Source organism: Qipengyuania algicida (assembly GCF_009828025.1).
Lineage (GTDB): Bacteria > Pseudomonadota > Alphaproteobacteria > Sphingomonadales > Sphingomonadaceae > Qipengyuania > Qipengyuania algicida.
The window spans coordinates 166,489-181,934 of the sequence record NZ_WTYA01000003.1 but is presented as its reverse complement, the minus strand read 5'-3'; the positions used below and the strand labels follow the sequence as shown (position 1 = coordinate 181,934).

At 60.1% G+C, this 15,446-nt stretch carries 11 protein-coding genes; 8 read left to right on the top strand and 3 right to left on the bottom strand.

Features of this window, described 5'->3' with window-relative positions:
- Positions 1–17 precede the first annotated feature (17 nt).
- Positions 18–725, top strand: coding sequence for an FCD domain-containing protein (locus GRI58_RS05395; protein ID WP_160752549.1), 708 nt, complete (start codon positions 18–20; stop codon positions 723–725).
- A gap of 47 nt (positions 726–772) precedes the next feature.
- Here the strand turns inward: GRI58_RS05395 and GRI58_RS05390 are convergent, their stop codons facing one another.
- On the bottom strand, positions 773–2,572 hold the full coding sequence (locus GRI58_RS05390; protein WP_160752548.1) for a dihydroxy-acid dehydratase: 1,800 nt from the start codon (positions 2,570–2,572) through the stop codon (positions 773–775).
- Between the two features lie 13 nt (positions 2,573–2,585).
- Positions 2,586–3,734, bottom strand: coding sequence for an aldose epimerase family protein (locus GRI58_RS05385; protein ID WP_160752547.1), 1,149 nt, complete (start codon positions 3,732–3,734; stop codon positions 2,586–2,588).
- Positions 3,735–3,908: 174 nt separating this feature from the next.
- Here GRI58_RS05385 and GRI58_RS05380 point away from each other — a divergent pair, with 174 nt between their 5' ends.
- The 5 genes from GRI58_RS05380 to GRI58_RS05360 are packed head-to-tail and all read left to right on the top strand — an operon-like array spanning position 3,909 to position 8,778.
- Positions 3,909–5,228, top strand: coding sequence for a sugar MFS transporter (locus GRI58_RS05380; protein WP_160752546.1), 1,320 nt, complete (start codon positions 3,909–3,911; stop codon positions 5,226–5,228).
- Positions 5,200–6,216, top strand: a complete 1,017-nt coding sequence (locus tag GRI58_RS05375) for a 2-dehydro-3-deoxygalactonokinase (RefSeq protein WP_160752545.1) — start codon at positions 5,200–5,202, stop codon at positions 6,214–6,216. The genes GRI58_RS05380 and GRI58_RS05375 overlap by 29 nt, the downstream gene beginning before the upstream one ends.
- A complete protein-coding gene (locus tag GRI58_RS05370) occupies positions 6,213–6,848 on the top strand; it encodes a 2-dehydro-3-deoxy-6-phosphogalactonate aldolase (protein ID WP_160752544.1) in 636 nt (211 codons plus the stop codon). Before GRI58_RS05375 ends, GRI58_RS05370 begins: the two co-directional genes overlap by 4 nt.
- Complete coding sequence (araD1, locus tag GRI58_RS05365; protein ID WP_160752543.1) at positions 6,845–7,840, top strand: AraD1 family protein; 996 nt, start codon at positions 6,845–6,847, stop codon at positions 7,838–7,840. Before GRI58_RS05370 ends, araD1 begins: the two co-directional genes overlap by 4 nt.
- On the top strand, positions 7,837–8,778 hold the full coding sequence (locus GRI58_RS05360) for a Gfo/Idh/MocA family oxidoreductase (protein ID WP_160752542.1): 942 nt from the start codon (positions 7,837–7,839) through the stop codon (positions 8,776–8,778). The genes araD1 and GRI58_RS05360 overlap by 4 nt, the downstream gene beginning before the upstream one ends.
- Here the strand turns inward: GRI58_RS05360 and GRI58_RS05355 are convergent, their stop codons facing one another.
- Positions 8,779–10,821 carry an MGH1-like glycoside hydrolase domain-containing protein gene (locus tag GRI58_RS05355; RefSeq protein ID WP_337190890.1) on the bottom strand — a complete coding sequence of 681 codons (2,043 nt, stop codon included), beginning with the start codon at positions 10,819–10,821 and terminating at the stop codon, positions 8,779–8,781.
- A gap of 471 nt (positions 10,822–11,292) precedes the next feature.
- On the opposite strand from GRI58_RS05355, the gene GRI58_RS05350 reads away from it, so the two are divergent.
- Both GRI58_RS05350 and GRI58_RS05345 read left to right on the top strand, forming a co-directional pair.
- A complete protein-coding gene (locus GRI58_RS05350; RefSeq protein ID WP_160752541.1) occupies positions 11,293–12,948 on the top strand; it encodes a glycoside hydrolase family 43 protein in 1,656 nt (551 codons plus the stop codon).
- Positions 12,949–13,053: 105 nt separating this feature from the next.
- Positions 13,054–15,393: a glycoside hydrolase family 95 protein gene (locus GRI58_RS05345; RefSeq protein WP_337190889.1), complete on the top strand. Its 2,340-nt coding sequence runs from the start codon at positions 13,054–13,056 to the stop codon at positions 15,391–15,393.
- Positions 15,394–15,446: the final 53 nt, after the last annotated feature.

Here is a 15,446-nt window from a genome sequence, read left to right as displayed (position 1 = left end):
TGCAAAAGGGGTTAAGTGTGGCAAACACAAAGAAACGTGAACCGTCCCACACGACAATTTCGCGCACGCTGGGTGTCGCTATCGTCACTGGAGAGTTCGAACCCGGCAGCGTGCTACCAGGTGAAATCGAGATTGCCGAAAGCTATAGCGTTTCTCGCAGCGTGGTGCGGGAAGCTCTGCGAATGCTTTCGGCGCGCGGGCTCATCGAGAGCAAACCCAAGATCGGTACACGCGTTCGTGCGCGCGAACTATGGAATCTGCTGGACCCGACCTTGCTGGAATGGATGTTCGAGGCAGCGCCGCCCCCTCACTTTGTCAGAAGCCTGTTCGAGCTGAGGCTGATCGTGGAACCTGCCGCTGCCGAACTTGCCGCGCGTAAGAAGACGGCTCGGCAATTGGCAAGCATGGGCCATGCGCTTGAGGAAATGGCCAAACACACCCTGTCAAAACCTGAAGGCCAGTTGGCAGACCAGGAGTTTCATGCTGCCATTCTTGAAGCGACTGACAATGAAATGCTGGTGAGCTTGTCAGCGAGTATCGGTGCGGCGGTTCGCTGGACGACCTATTTCAAATTCCGCAACAACAAGAAGCCGCATGATCCGATCGAGGAGCATCGGGCTTTGTTCGAGGCGATCGCGGACGGTGACGGTGAGCGCGCTCGTGCGGTTACGATCAAACTGATCGAGCAGGCCGAACGCGATACGCAACGCGTACTCGAACAATAGAGGGCAATCGGAACTGCGCCCGTATCGCGGCAAGGAGACTGGCTGATTTAATGACTGTCACGGGGGATGCCGCGCGTTTGGGCGATCCGCTGATATTTTTCTGCCCCTTCCAGAATGGCTCCTGACGACATCTGCCCGACGATATTGCGTTGGATTTCCTGCCACGGCGTCTGGCTGTCGGGGTAGGCGTATCCACCAGCATTCTCCAGCTGCTGGCGACGGGAACTCAGCTCGTCTTCGGATATGAGGATGTCGGCGGTCCGCTTGCGCAGATCAATCCTGACCCGGTCGCCCGTGCGCAGCAGCGCTAGTCCGCCCATTGCAGCGGCTTCGGGGCTGGCATTGAGGATCGATGGACTGCCGCTTGTGCCTGACTGGCGACCATCGCCCACGCAAGGCAGTGCATGCACGCCCTCCTCGAGCAGATAGGCCGGCGGTCGCATATTCACGACCTCTGCGGAGCCGGGGTATCCGATAGGCCCGGCCCCACGGATGAACAGGATCGTGTTAGCGGTGATATTGACCGATTTGTTGTCAATCTTGGCGTGGTATTCTTCCGGCCCATCGAACACGACAGCGGAGCCTTCGAAGGCTCCAGGATCATCGGGGTTGGACAAGTACCGATCACGAAATTCCTTGGAGATCACGCAGGTTTTCATGATCGCGGAATCGAACAGATTGCCCGAAAGGACGATGAAGCCAGCGTTCTCCATCAGCGGATCGGCATATGGCCGGATGACTCGTTCGTCCTCGATCTCCACATCCGCGCAATTTTCACCGATCGTCTTCCCGTTGACGGTGATGGCGGCTTCGCGGATCAGCCCATTCCTGATCAGCTGCGCCACCACGGCAGGCACGCCGCCTGCCCGGTAATAATCCTCGCCTAGATATTCGCCTGCCGGTTGCAAGTTGACGAGCAGCGGGATCTCATGACCCAGCCGTTCCCACTCGCCGATCGGCAAATCCACCCCGATGTGGCGGGCAATTGCGGCCAAGTGGATCGGGGCATTGGTCGATCCGCCAATCGCCGAGTTCACGCAAATCGCGTTCTCGAAAGCTTCACGGGTCAGAATATCCGATGGCTTGAGATCCTCGGCAACCATTTCCACGATGCGCTTGCCCGTGAGATAGGCGCATTCCTGCCGGTCGCGATAGGGTGCAGGGATGGCCGCGGATCCGGGCAAACTCATCCCGAGCGCCTCGGTGAGCGAATTCATCGTCGTTGCCGTGCCCATCGTATTGCAATAGCCGGTCGATGGTGCCGAACTGGCGACAAGCTTGATGAATTCCTTGTAGTCGATCTCACCGGCCGCCAGCATTTCGCGGGCTTTCCATACGATCGTGCCAGACCCGGTACGCTGCCCCTTGAAATGGCCGTTCAGCATCGGACCGACGGACAATGCTATTGCCGGGATGTTCACCGTTGCCGCTGCCATTAGGGCAGCCGGAGTCGTCTTGTCGCAACCGATGGTCAGGACGACGCCGTCGAGTGGATAGCCATACAGCACCTCGACCAGGCCGAGATAGGATAGGTTGCGATCCAGCGCTGCCGTTGGCCGCTTTCCCGTTTCCTGTATCGGGTGGACGGGGAATTCGATAGCGATGCCGCCAGCCTCACGGATGCCTTCGCGCACGCGTTCAGCAAGGACGATATGGTGCCGGTTGCAGGGGCTGAGGTCGCTTCCGGTCTGGGCGATGCCGATGATCGGCTTGCCGCTCTGCAACTCTTCCAGCGACAGGCCGAAGTTCATGTAACGCTCGAGATAGAGCGCCGTCATATCGGCATTGTCGGGATTGTCGAACCACGCGCGACTTCTCAATCCTTCGGGTTTTACGCTGTCGTTCACGCGATAGCTTTCGTCACTTTTCGACCGACACGCGGTAGATCATCCGGTGGTGGTAAACCTGGCCGGGATCAAGCCTTGCGGAGCCGAACTTGGGTTGGTTGGGGGTGTCGGGAAACAGTTGTGGTTCGAGCGCGATGCCGTCGCTCATGCGATAGACGTGGCCGTGTTTGCCGACGATCGTTCCGTCGAGGAAATTTCCGGAATAGAATTGCAGACCCGGTTGGGTGGTCAGCACCTCTAGCACGCGGCCCGATGCCGGATCTTCGAGGCGAGCGGCCAGTTTGGGCGTGGCCGTTTTGCCCTTGTCGAGCACGAAATTGTGGTCCCACCCGTGAGCGACGGCGATCTGGGGATCGTTCCCGTCGCGCAGGCCATCGGACAGCAGGCGGCCCTTGCGGAAATCGAACACCGTGCCTGCCACCGACCGAATCTCGCCGGTCGGAATGAGCTTTGAATTGATTGGCGTATAATGGCTGGCATAAATTGTCAGGCGCTGCAGGTAGGTGCCGTCTGGCGAGCCTTCTCCAGCCATGTTGAAAAGCGCATGATTGGTCATGTTGACGATGGTGGGCGCATCCGTCGTCGCCGAAAAATCGATCGTCAAGGAACCGTGATCGTCCAGTGAATAGGTCACGGTCGTATTCAGCGTGCCGGGATATCCCTGATCACCATCCGGGCTGGTAAGCGTCATTGATACCGAGGCGGTCGGGCCTTGGTGGACCGAAACGATTTTCCAAGGCTTTTTGTCGAAGCCAACGGTGCCGCCGTGGAGCGAGTTGGTCCCGTCATTCTGGGCCAATTGGTAGGTCTTGCCATCGAGCGTAAAGCGGCCACCGGCGATGCGATTGGCATACCGCCCTATTGTCTGACCCCAGTAGTTAGGATGATCGACATATTGCTTCAGAGTGTCCTGGCCGAGCGTGATATCGGCAATCTTCCCATTGCGATCAGGAGCGTTGAATTCATGGAGCGTGGCGCCGTAGGTGGTGATGACAGCGCTGACGCCATTGGCTCCCTTAAGGGTCACGGCCTCGATCGCCGTCCCGTCGGGCAAGGTGCCATAGGGCGCGCGCTGCGCCGTTGCGGCAAGTGCGGGTGAGGCAAGGAGTGACAGGGTAAGCCCCAGACAGCCGCACAGTGCCAATTGCCTTTTGCCAGTCATATGCTGTCCTCCTCCCGGTGCGACCATTCCTTGGCGCTTGTGGTTTTAACGACCGCCGGTTCTGTTGCTGGTTGCAGCGTTGACCGGGTTCTGAATTTTCATATAGTCAGACATATGAAAATTTGGCAAGAGGCCAAAAAAGCGGCGCGACACGTGCCGTAGAGGAGATATGGGATGTCTGATCCAGCGCGTTCTGGAAATGCCGCCGCCGATGACGCTGTCCCAACGGCTGGCAGTTACAGGCCTGCGCTCGCGCTGCTGGCCAGTCTCTTCTTCATGTGGGGCTTCATCACGGTCATCAACAACACGCTGTTGCCGCATTTGCGCAGCGTGTTCGAGCTCAACTATTTCCAGACGACGATCATCGAATCGGTCTGGTTCATCGCCTATGGCGTGATGGGTATGCCGTCTGCATTCCTTATCGAACGTATTGGCTACAAGAACGCTCTGATCCTCGGGCTGGCGATCATGGCGCTCGGCGCACTCGGCATGGTCGGCGCAGCAGAACTTGTTTCCTACGGCGTGACCCTGGTATCCCTGTTCGTGATCGCCAGCGGGATCACATTGCTGCAGGTGGCTGCCAATCCCTACGTGGCGGTGATCGGTCCGCCCGAAAGCTCTGAATCGCGGCTGACGCTGGTGCAGGCGTTCAATTCAATGGGAACATTCTTCGCGCCCTATTTCGGCGGCTATCTTATCCTCAGCCGGACGGTCGGCGGCAATTCCTTGGAGGGTACGCAACTGACGGTGGCGCAACGCCTGGCAGACGCACAAGCCACCGAACTGCCTTACGTGCTCGTAGCGGTCGTGCTCGCGATTATTGCCTTCATCATCTGGCGAGCACGCCTGCCGCGGTTGGGTGCAAGCACGCAGAAAGCCAATCGCGAAGAACGCAAGGGCCTTTCACTATGGTCGCACCGTAACCTCGTTTTCGGCGTGCCCGCCATCTTCATCTATCTCATCGCTGAAATCGGCGTCGCCAATCTGTTCATCAGTTTCGTCATCCTGCCCGAAATCGGAGGGATTACTCCGGCAAAGGCTGCCAATTACCTGATTCTGCTGTGGGGCGGCATGATGGTCGGGCGCTTTGCCGGCAGCTTTATCATGCAGCGCTTCGTCGCCAGCCGTGTGCTGGCCGCTTTCGCCATATTTGCGACAATCGTGATGATCGGGGCAGCGACACTGCATGGCATGGTGGCGATGTGGTGCCTGATCCTTGTGGGTCTGGGACATTCGATCATGTTCCCGACAATCTTCGCTTTGGGCATCAAGGGATTGGGGCCGCTGACCGAGGAAGCCTCCGGCCTGCTGATCACGGCCATTGCGGGCGGCGCGCTGGTCGCGGTCCAGGGCTGGTTGGCGGATGCCTATGGCCTGCAGAACAGTTTCTGGCTGACAGTCGCGTGCGAGATCTATGTGCTGTGGTATGCAATTTATGGCTCGCGGCCGACCAACCCCCTGCCAGATGAACCGGTTGTTCCCGCCGCGCAGTGACCATGCAGCAAGCCAGCTTGGGAATTTTTGGGCCAATTGGTCGAACCTCGTCGTGCCACTATGCGACCCCAAGCGTTTGTCTCCCCGCCGGTCACAGGTTGAGCGGGTGAGCGGCGGTGATTGCATTGCGATCGATTGGGGCAGTACCAACCGGCTTGTCCTCGTGCTTGGCGAGGACGGGCAGGTTCGTTGGTCCGGGCGCGACGATCGCGGGGTGCTGGCAGTGGACAGGGAAAACTTCGCCGACGAACTGCGCGAGCTGCGCAATACGCACGGAGATCTGCCAGCCATTGCTGCGGGCATGGTGACGTCGAGCCGGGGATGGGTCGAGGTGCCCTATTGCGATATTCCTGCAAATCTTGAGGCTGTTGCCAAGGGCTGCATCACTTTGCGTGACAGCGATGTCACGCTGGTGCCGGGGTTGGCACAGCGTTTGCCTGGACGGGCGGACGTCATGCGCGGCGAGGAAATTCAGGCGTTTGGCGCGATCGCTGCCGGTCTTGCTCCGCCTAGTGGGCTGTTCTGCCAACCCGGCACGCACAACAAGTGGATCGATATCGTCGATGGGCGAATAATGGGCTTTTCAACCGCCATTACTGGCGAGATATTTGCTCTGCTGCGAACGCAATCGCTGTTGGCTGACATGCTGAAGAGCGAAGTACGGGATTGCCTTGCATTTCGCGAGGGATTGAAGCGGGGTGCCGCCGCTACCGATCTTTTGAATGCGCTGTTTGAAATCCGGGCGGCGGCCTTGCTGGGGCAGCGCGATCCGGGACAATCTGCCGCCTATGCGAGCGGCTTGCTGATCGGGGCTGACATCGGTGCGCGGACCGATCTGGCGGCGCGCGCGGTGTATGTGCTGGCATCGGGAGCATTGGCAGAGCTTTACGGGGTTGCGATTAGCGCGCTTGGGGGGATCGTTCGTCCGCTCGACAGCGAAGCGTCGTTTGCCGCCGGAATGCATTGTCTGCGGAGTATGCTGCGATGACCAGCGCCCGGAAATTTGCCGAAGCCATGCGAAAATGCCCGCTCGTCGCGATCCTGCGAGGGATCACGCCGGTCGAGGCACCTGCCGTGGGCAAGATGCTGGTCGATGCCGGTTTCACCCTCATCGAGGTGCCGCTCAATTCGCCCGACCCACTGGCCAGCGTTGCGCGTCTTTCGGAGCTTTTCGGTGATCGCGCCATGATCGGCGCAGGAACGGTACTGGCGCCAAGTGAAGTCGCTCAAGTGGCCGAAGCAGGTGGAACGTTGATCGTTTCACCCAATACGAACGCTGCAGTTATCGAGGCAACATGTGCGCAAGGGCTGGTGTCGCTGCCCGGCTACTTCACCGCAACCGAGGCGTTGGCGGCGCTTTCGAGCGGGGCCCACGCGCTCAAGCTGTTCCCGTGTGATGGCGCGCAGCCGTCAATGCTCAAGGCCCATCGCGCCGTTCTCCCTCGTGAGACGCCAATTGTCGCGGTCGGCGGAATTACGCCTGCCAATATGCAAGAATGGCGCGCCGCCGGTGTCGACGGTTTCGGCATCGGCTCCGCCCTTTATGCACCCGGCAAGAGCGCGTCTGACGTGCGGCGCGATGCCGACGCAGTAATTGCCAAGATAAAGGACATTGCATGACGAACCCACGCTTGCTGCAGCACCTTTCGTCGGACGGGACGCGGCGGGTCATTCTGGCGGAAGGCGACACTTCGGTGTTCCTTCGCGAGGTCGGATCGACGCGCGACCTTGCGCTGAAAGCGATCGGACATGGGCGTAGCTTGCTGGAACTGGCCCGCAGTTTACGGGGTGAGAAGGCAGTGGATCTGGAAGCCGAACTGGGGGCGGGGCATCTGCTCCCCGCGATTGACCATCCCGATTGCGCGCGCGTCACGTTGTCTGGCACGGGACTGACGCACCTTGGATCTGCGGAAGGACGCGACAAGATGCACCGCGCTTATGCCGAAAGCGATCAACAAACCGATTCCATGAAGATGTTCCTCGAAGGGGTCGCGCGGGGCAAGCCTAATCCAGGCGAAACTGGCCAGCAGCCCGAATGGTTTTATAAAGGGGACGGACAAGGGCTCGTGGGACCCGGCGACGCGCTGGTCTCACCCGCATTCGCGCAGGATGGCGGGGAAGAGCCCGAGCTGGCCGGAATTTACCTGATTGGCGAGGATGGGACACCATGGCGACTGGGTGTGGCACTTGCCAATGAATTCAGCGACCACGTTACCGAGCGGCACAACTATCTGTGGCTGGCCCATTCCAAATTGCGGCCAGCTGCCCTCGGGGCCGAGCTGCTGTTGGGCGATCCGCCCAATGATATTCGCGGTACCAGCCGCATTCTGCGTGATGGCGATGTAGTGTGGGAGAAGGAGTTCCTCACGGGCGAGGCAAATATGTCCCACACCATCGCAAACCTCGAAGCGCACCATTTCAAATATGCAGGCTTTTGCCGACCAGGCGATGTCCATGTCCATTTCTTCGGCACCGCCACCCTGTCTTTTTCTGACGGAGTGACGACGCGCCCGGGAGACGAGTTCGAGATTTCTGCCGCTCCCTTTGCGCTGCCGCTCCGCAACCGGTTGGCAGTCGCTTCTGACGTCGCCGCAAAAGTCCTTTCACTGTGAGCGATCCGATCCGTCTCGCGCTGGTCGGCATGGGCAAGATCGCCAACGATCAACATTATCCCGCCTTGACCAGCGATGCCGATTTCGACCTTGTGGCCTGTGTCGATCGGGATGGATCGTGCCTTGCGCACCTGCCGTACTTTGTCACGATCCAAGAACTGGCCGAAAGCGGGCTGACGGTCGATGCGGTTGCGATTTGCACGCCCCCTCAGGTCAGGCATGACATTGCGCAGTTCGCGCTTGAGCAAGGCTGGCACGTCCTGCTCGAAAAGCCTCCCGGGGCCACTTTGGCAGAAGTCGTGGCACTGCGTGAAACTGCGCAGGATCGTGGGCTCGCCCTGCTGGCCAGCTGGCATTCGCGCTTCGCTCCTTGTGTGGATCAGGCCCGAGAATGGCTTGCAGGACGTGAGATTAAAAGCGGGCGGATCGTCTGGCGCGAGGATGTGCGCGTCTGGCACCCGCGGCAGCACTGGATTTGGGAGCCGGGGGGCTTCGGTGTGTTCGATCCGGGGATTAACGCGCTCTCGATTGCCACCCATATCCTGCCCGACCCAATGTTCGTCGAGCAGTCGGAGTTGTTCTTCCCGGGCAATTGCTCCGCCCCGATCGCTGCTCAGGTACGCTTTCGCGATCGCAAGGGCGCGCTTATCGCGATGGACCTCGATTTCCGGCAGGAGGGCAAGCAGAGCTGGGATATTGTGATAGAGACCGCGGGCGGAACGCTGACACTTTCGAATGGCGGCGCGGATATCTCGACCACTGGTGCTCCGCCGCCACCGCGCGACGACGTTCTGCCGGGCGAATATTCCGCGCTCTACCGCCGGTTTGCCGAGCTGGTTCGCAACTCGTCCTGCGATGTCGACGTCCGCCCTTTGCGCCTGGTTGCCGATGCTTTCCTGTGCGGCCGGATCACACGCGTGGACGATTTCATCGAATAGTCAGAACAGCTTGATTTCGACCAGCCTGATATTGCCCTGACCCGCTCGCGCCATCACCAGACGCATCCTGGTGAGCGCTACGGGTGACCATCGGACGTGCGTGATCCCGTTCGGCAAAACAGGATCGGCCTGAGCCGTAAGAGTCTGCCATTGGGACCCGTCCCACCGTTCCAGATGATAGGCCGCCGGTGCGGCGAAGCGTTTGCCATCGGCGAAGAATGCCAGTTCGGCGTGCGAAAGGGTCTTGGCCTGCCCAAGGTCGATCTCGAACCACTGCTGAGAAGCCGTTCCGGTTGGTGTCCAGCCGTTGACAAGTTCCGGGAAGAACCAGACCCGTCCATCGACGGCTTCGTGCAATGCCGTTTGGTCGTCGTTGCTCGACGCGCTCAATTTCGGGCCGTTGTTCGGTGCCAGTTGCACCGCCTGATCGATCGGTCGCGCGATGGGGGTGTTGGGCAAGCGCGCTAAGGGCACGGTTATCCGTGCCAGGCCGGGGCGTGAGGCGATCTGATGGCCGTCGACCGACACGCGCAGGCCGGGACCCTGGCCGAAATGGTCCCCATGCGCATCATAGGTCACCGAAACCAGATGCCCGTGATAGGGAATGCGTTCGGCGCGAAACCATGACAGCCCGTTGGCGGGAAGCAGCGGATTGATTTCCAGCATATCGTCGGCGCGCGGCTGGATGCCGACGATCCCGCGCATAATCAGATCGATATAGCCTGAGTGGAAATAATGATGGCTGCGCGCAAGACCGACGATCGGCTTGCCCGTGGCGGGATCGTAGTCCTCCTCCAGGTCGAGCTTGCCGTCATTGTAGTGAAGCTGGGCATACTGCCGCATCAGACGCAGGAAATCCGACCGCGTCACGATCTGCTGGTGGTAGTGATCGAGCAGATTGATCATCCCCTCCAGGACCTGCGTCGTCTGGAACGGCCAGACCGGCCCGTTCCACTGGCATTCGGGGTGTGTGCCTTCGTAGCGGTATTGCTGCATGTAATGCGGATAGCTCGGTTCCACCGTCCGAAGCCCCGCGGGCCCGGCCAGTTGGTCAGGAGATAGTATGTGCCGCCAGGCAGAGGCATAGCGCGCGCTGTCATCGGGCAGGTCGAAAGCCCAGGGGACATAGCCGACAAGTTCGCGACCGCGAATCCGATCCCAGTAATGGACATATTGGTTGTCGACCTTGTAGCGGTCGGTGAAGTGGTCCAGTTCGGGGTTCCACAAGGCTTGCTCGACACGCTGCTTGATATCGGCGGCGCGCGCGGCGAAATCGGCCGAGGCCGCTTTGTCGCCAGCAAGCGCCGCAAGCTGGGAAATCGCACGCGCATTGCCGTACATGTAACTGTTGATCGATGGCCGGAAGACATCGCCGCCCCAAAACCCGTCCTTTCCACCCGATGCATCGATCGAGGCGATGGTGTATTCGGTCGCATCGAGCAGCGGCTCGATCCAGTAGAGATTCTTAGACCAGTCGTAATGGTCGTACCATGCGTCATACAGGCGACGCATGGCGGACAAATGCCGCAAGGCGGGCTGCGTGTCGCCATCGACGAGATAACGGTGCCAGACCGAATCGGCGAGATAGTCGGTGAAATGGCGATCGTTGCCGCCATCTTCGTACATGTAGTTGATGTAGTCGTCGGCGAAGCGCCTGTCGCGCATCCAGCGCAGTTCGTCGAGGTGAAATCCGGTCGCATCGTTAAGGCTTGCGTAGGGCTCGCGTTGCCAGCTGACGTCATTTGCGAATTCGGTGGTGATATAGCCGATCTTGCCAAGATCGCGCTGGTGCGCCCGGACGATCTTCCAACGATAGTAATAAACGTCGTCGAGCAGCGCATCGGAGGATTCGAAGAACGCAATGCGATCGCGATACCACGGCGCGTCATTGCCGAATCGATCTACGGCGATCCGATCGGCATCCATGGGCTCGGGCACGGCGGGGTGTTGTTGTACTTTAGCCTGCGCGTCGGCTGCGGGGGGCGCGCCCATAAGCGAGGTCAGGATCAGACCGCACAGCAATCTTCCTACAGTTCCCCTCACCGCATTCCCCTTGCTCTCTACAGTCTCGCCAAGCTGCCGATCTGTGCCAGCGCCGGTTTCGCCAAACCCGTTGACCGGTCAACGTGGCCTTAATATGTATGAGTAATATGCTCAACCGCACCCAAGGCAAAGCGTTGCGGCCAAACCGACGGTAAGGCACGATGGGCCGTCGCATTTTGGGGAAAATTATACAATATAATCAGTAATAGATGGATGTTCCTACTCTCTGATTTCAGATCTGGAGGAGAGTGTCGCCGTTGAGAAGGACCTGAAAAATTTGGCTATGTCCACCACTATTGCCGGGAATGATAACTCTTCAAAATGGTATTAATCGAACAAAAGGCATCGTGTTTGCGGGACATCGAGAGAGCGTGCACCCTGTCGATGGAAGACATGAGCGGTACGAGGCGCCTTAATGGCTTTGCGCAAATTGATGAGCGAAGCGCGGATCGGATGGGAGTGAGATAGGTCATGAAAAGGATTCTTGCCGCAACACTGGCTGTGACCGCGACACTCGCTCCAGCCCTCCAGTTGCATGCGCATGAGGTCGCAAAATTCGACGATTTCACCTATTCCGGCAAATCTCTTGAGCGTGTCACGCTCAAGCCTGGCGAATATCGCAATCCGATCCTTGACGGTTTCTATCCCGATCCTTCGGTTCTGCGGGTTGGGGATGATTACTATCTCGTCCTGTCATCCTTCGCCTTTTATCCCGGCCTGCCGATTTTCCATTCGAAGGATCTGGTTCACTGGACCCAGGTCGGCAACGCGATCAATCGGCCCGGCCAGCTCGACTTTACCGGGCGCAAAGTCTCCGACGCGGTTTTCGCGCCGGACATTTCCTATCACGATGGGCTGTTTTACATCGTCAACACCTGCGTGCGGTGCAGAGGCAATTTCGTCATCACCGCCAAGAACCCGGCCGGTCCGTGGTCGGATCCGATATGGTTGCCGTTCGAGGGCATCGATCCGTCGATCTACTGGGAAGGCGACAAGGCCTATATCGTCAACAACCGCGCGCCTGACGAGCCACCGCGTTATGACGGTCACCGTGCGATCTGGATACAGCAGTTCGATTGGCGCAAGGGCAAGATGATTGGTCCAAGTACCCAGATCGTCAACGGCGGCGTCGACATCACCAAGCAGCCGGTGTGGATCGAAGGCCCACATATTTTCAAGAAGGACGGGTGGTATTATCTGAGCGCAGCCGAAGGCGGCACCAGCGTCAATCATTCACAAGTCATCTTTCGCTCGCGCAATTTGCGCGGGCCATTCGTGCCTTGGTCCGGCAATCCCATCCTGACCCAGCGCGACCTCGACCCGCAACGACCGCACCCCATTACATCGGCAGGGCACGCCAAGCTGATCCAAACGCAGAATGGAGCGTGGTGGGCTACTTTCCTTGCGGTCAGGCCCTATGAAGGCGACTATTACAACACCGGACGCGAGACGTTCCTGCTTCCCGTAACGTGGAAAGACGGCTGGCCGGTGATCCTGCCTCATGGACAATCGATACCTCTGGCCGTGCGCAAGCCTGACCTCCCGCAGCAACCGCCGCCCAAGCTGCCGACCAGCGGCAATTTTTCCTATGTCGATAACTTCAACGGCGACAATCTGGCTATGCAGTGGATCGGGGTGCGCATCCCCAAACAGCCGTTTTACAAGATCGCCAAGGGGGAACTTATCCTCAGCAGCAGGGCACCGCTGGGCGATACCGATGGCGTTCCCGCCTTCGTCGGACGGCGTCAGCAGCATGCCGTCGCCAATGTGGGCACCACGGTGCGTTTCAACCCTGCACAGGATGGCGACCGGGCCGGCCTGGCCGCAGTGCAGAGCGATCAGTCCTATCTGTTTTTCGGTCTGACGCGGATCGATGGCAAGCCAATGGTCGCGCTATATACGCGTAATAAAGGTGCGGAGAAGCTGGTCGCTTCTGCACTGTGGACGCAAAGCGGTCCCTTGACGCTCAGCATCAAGGTTGATGGCGCCCGGATGGCTTTCGATTATGGATCGGGGAAGACAGCGACCCGGACGCTGGCCTCCGGCATCGACGCGCGGTTTCTGAGCACGCATGAAGCAGGCGGTTTTACCGGCACAGTTCTTGGACCCTACACGTGGTCGCACTGATCGTTTTGAGACAGGGGGCTTGGGTCTGTGGTCCCGTCCGCTGCGCGCCGCCGGGGTCGCTCATTGCACAATCATCACCCTGGTTAGGCTGAGGGGAGCGGCGTAGTGGTCTCGCGGCGTGAATTGATGGAAGGGGCGGCCCTGCTTGCCGGCAGCGTCCCCTTTGCATCCGGCGTGCTGGCACAAGGCGTGAAAACCACGTCCCGCGAAGATCGCCTGTGGTACTGCCAGCCTGCCGCGAAATGGACCGAGGCACTCCCGGTCGGCAACGGGCGGATCGGCGCGATGGTATTCGGCCGCACGAGTGCGGAGCGGTTGCAGCTCAACGAGGACACGCTGTGGGCCGGTGGACCCTATAACCCGGTCAATCCCGCAGCGCATGACGCCTTGCCGCAGGTGCGCAGGCTGGTGTTTGCCGGGCTTTATGCCGAAGCGCAGAAGCTGGCTGACGAAAAGCTGATGGCGGTGCCGCTTGGCCAGATGCCGTATCAGAACTTCGGCGATCTGTTGTTGACCGTACCGGATGCGCAGCCGGGCGCGCCGGGCGATTACGAGCGCGACCTAGATCTCGACGGTGCTATCGCGACTACGCGCTTCACCTTGAACGGGGTTGCCTATCGGCGCGAGGTCATCGCCTCGCCGCTGCATCAGGTGATCGCATTGCGCATTACAGCCGGACGGCGTGGCGCGATCGACCTCGACATCGCGCTCAGGCCTGCGCAGCCGGGAGTGACCACCGCACAGGATGATACCATTGCGTTCGATGGGACCAATCTGCCTCATGAGGACATCCTGGCCGCGTTGCGCGTCGCTGGACTGGTGCGCGTCTTGCCGCAGGGCGGCACGATGTCACCGCGCGATGGCATGCTGGCGCTGCGCGGAGCCAATTCGGTCACCATCCTGTTGGCGATGGCGACCAGCCACCGCGACTATCAGGACGTCGGCGGTGATCCCGCTCGCAAGGTGCGGGACTGGATCGCCGCCGCATCGTCCGTCGGTTTCGAACAATTGCACAATCAGGCCGCCAATGAGCACCGGCGACTTTATCGCCGGGTTGCGCTCGATCTCGACGCCGGACCGGGCGCGGGGTTGCCGACCGATCAACGTATCCTCGCAAACCAGCAGGCGGACGATCCCGGGCTGGCGGCGCTCTATTTCAACTATGGCCGTTACCTGCTGATCTGCTCGTCGCGTCCGGGCAGCCAGCCGGCGAACCTTCAGGGAATCTGGAACGACAGCAACGATCCGCCGTGGCAGTCCAAATACACGATCAATATCAACACCGAAATGAACTATTGGCCGGCCGAGATCACGGCGCTGCCCGAATGTGTCGAACCGCTGGTCGATATGGTGCGGGAACTGGCGGTCAGCGGCGAGCGGACCGCGCGCGAGATGTACGGCGCGCGCGGATGGGTGGCGCATCATAACACCGATTTGTGGCGCGCCTCTGCACCGATCGACGGATCGCGCTGGGGCCTGTGGCCTACCGGCGGTGCATGGCTGTGCACCGTGTTGTGGCGGCATTGGGATTACGGCCGGGACCAGGCGTATCTGCAATCAATCTATCCCGTGATGCGCGGGGCAGCGTTGTTCTTTGTCGATACGCTGCAAACCGATCCGCGAACCGGCTTTCTGGTAACGAACCCATCGCTGTCGCCCGAAAATGCGCATCACGGCGATCTCAGCATTTGCGCCGGGCCAGCGATGGACGAAGAGATTTTGCGCGATTTGTTCGACCAGACTGCCAGTGCGGCCGATATTCTGGGAATTGATCGTGCCTTCGCACGGCAATTGCGCGAGACCCGTGCTCGGCTGGCCCCGAACACGATCGGTGCCGAGGGGCAATTGCAGGAATGGCAGGAAGATTGGGATGCGCAGGCGCCCGATCCGCATCATCGCCATGTGTCGCATCTCTATGCCCTGTTCCCGAGCCACCAGATCAATCTGGACCAGACGCCTGAACTCGCCCGGGCAGCGCGCAAATCTCTGGAAATGCGCGGGGACGAATCGACCGGCTGGGCAACCGCATGGCGCGCCAATCTGTGGGCGGAGCTTCGCGAAGGGGATCACGCCCATCGCATATTGCGCTTCCTGTTCGGGCCCGAGCGGACCTATCCCAACATGTTCGATGCGCATCCGCCGTTCCAGATTGACGGCAATTTCGGCGGCACTGCGACAATTGCGAACATGCTGGTTCAGGGACGCGACGATCAAATCCTGCTGCTTCCTGCGTTGCCAAGCGCGTGGCCTAATGGATCGGCGCGTGGGCTGCGCCTGCCGGGTACCTGCACGATCGATCTCTCGTGGTACGATGGCGCGCTCACGCACATGCACCTGACCAGCGCCATTGGGGGACGCAAGCGGCTTCGCTGGCAGGGCAGGACAATCGAAATTACGCTCGAACCCGGTGTGGCGATTTCGATCTCCGGCAGCGATTTTCATTAGCTGGTCAGCCCGCCCGCCGGGGCGAGCGCTTTCGTGCGAAACCGTCTGATAAA

Excerpts from the sequence above, each read along its gene's own strand:
- GRI58_RS05370 (WP_160752544.1), top strand. The coding sequence starts at position 6,213 with ATGACCAGCGCCCGGAAATTTGCCGAAGCCATGCGAAAATGCCCGCTC.
- GRI58_RS05380 (WP_160752546.1), top strand. The coding sequence starts at position 3,909 with ATGTCTGATCCAGCGCGTTCTGGAAATGCCGCCGCCGATGACGCTGTC.
- GRI58_RS05350 (WP_160752541.1), top strand. The coding sequence starts at position 11,293 with ATGAAAAGGATTCTTGCCGCAACACTGGCTGTGACCGCGACACTCGCT.
- araD1 (WP_160752543.1), top strand. The coding sequence starts at position 6,845 with ATGACGAACCCACGCTTGCTGCAGCACCTTTCGTCGGACGGGACGCGG.
- GRI58_RS05385 (WP_160752547.1), bottom strand. The coding sequence starts at position 3,734 with ATGACTGGCAAAAGGCAATTGGCACTGTGCGGCTGTCTGGGGCTTACC.
- GRI58_RS05375 (WP_160752545.1), top strand. The coding sequence starts at position 5,200 with ATGAACCGGTTGTTCCCGCCGCGCAGTGACCATGCAGCAAGCCAGCTT.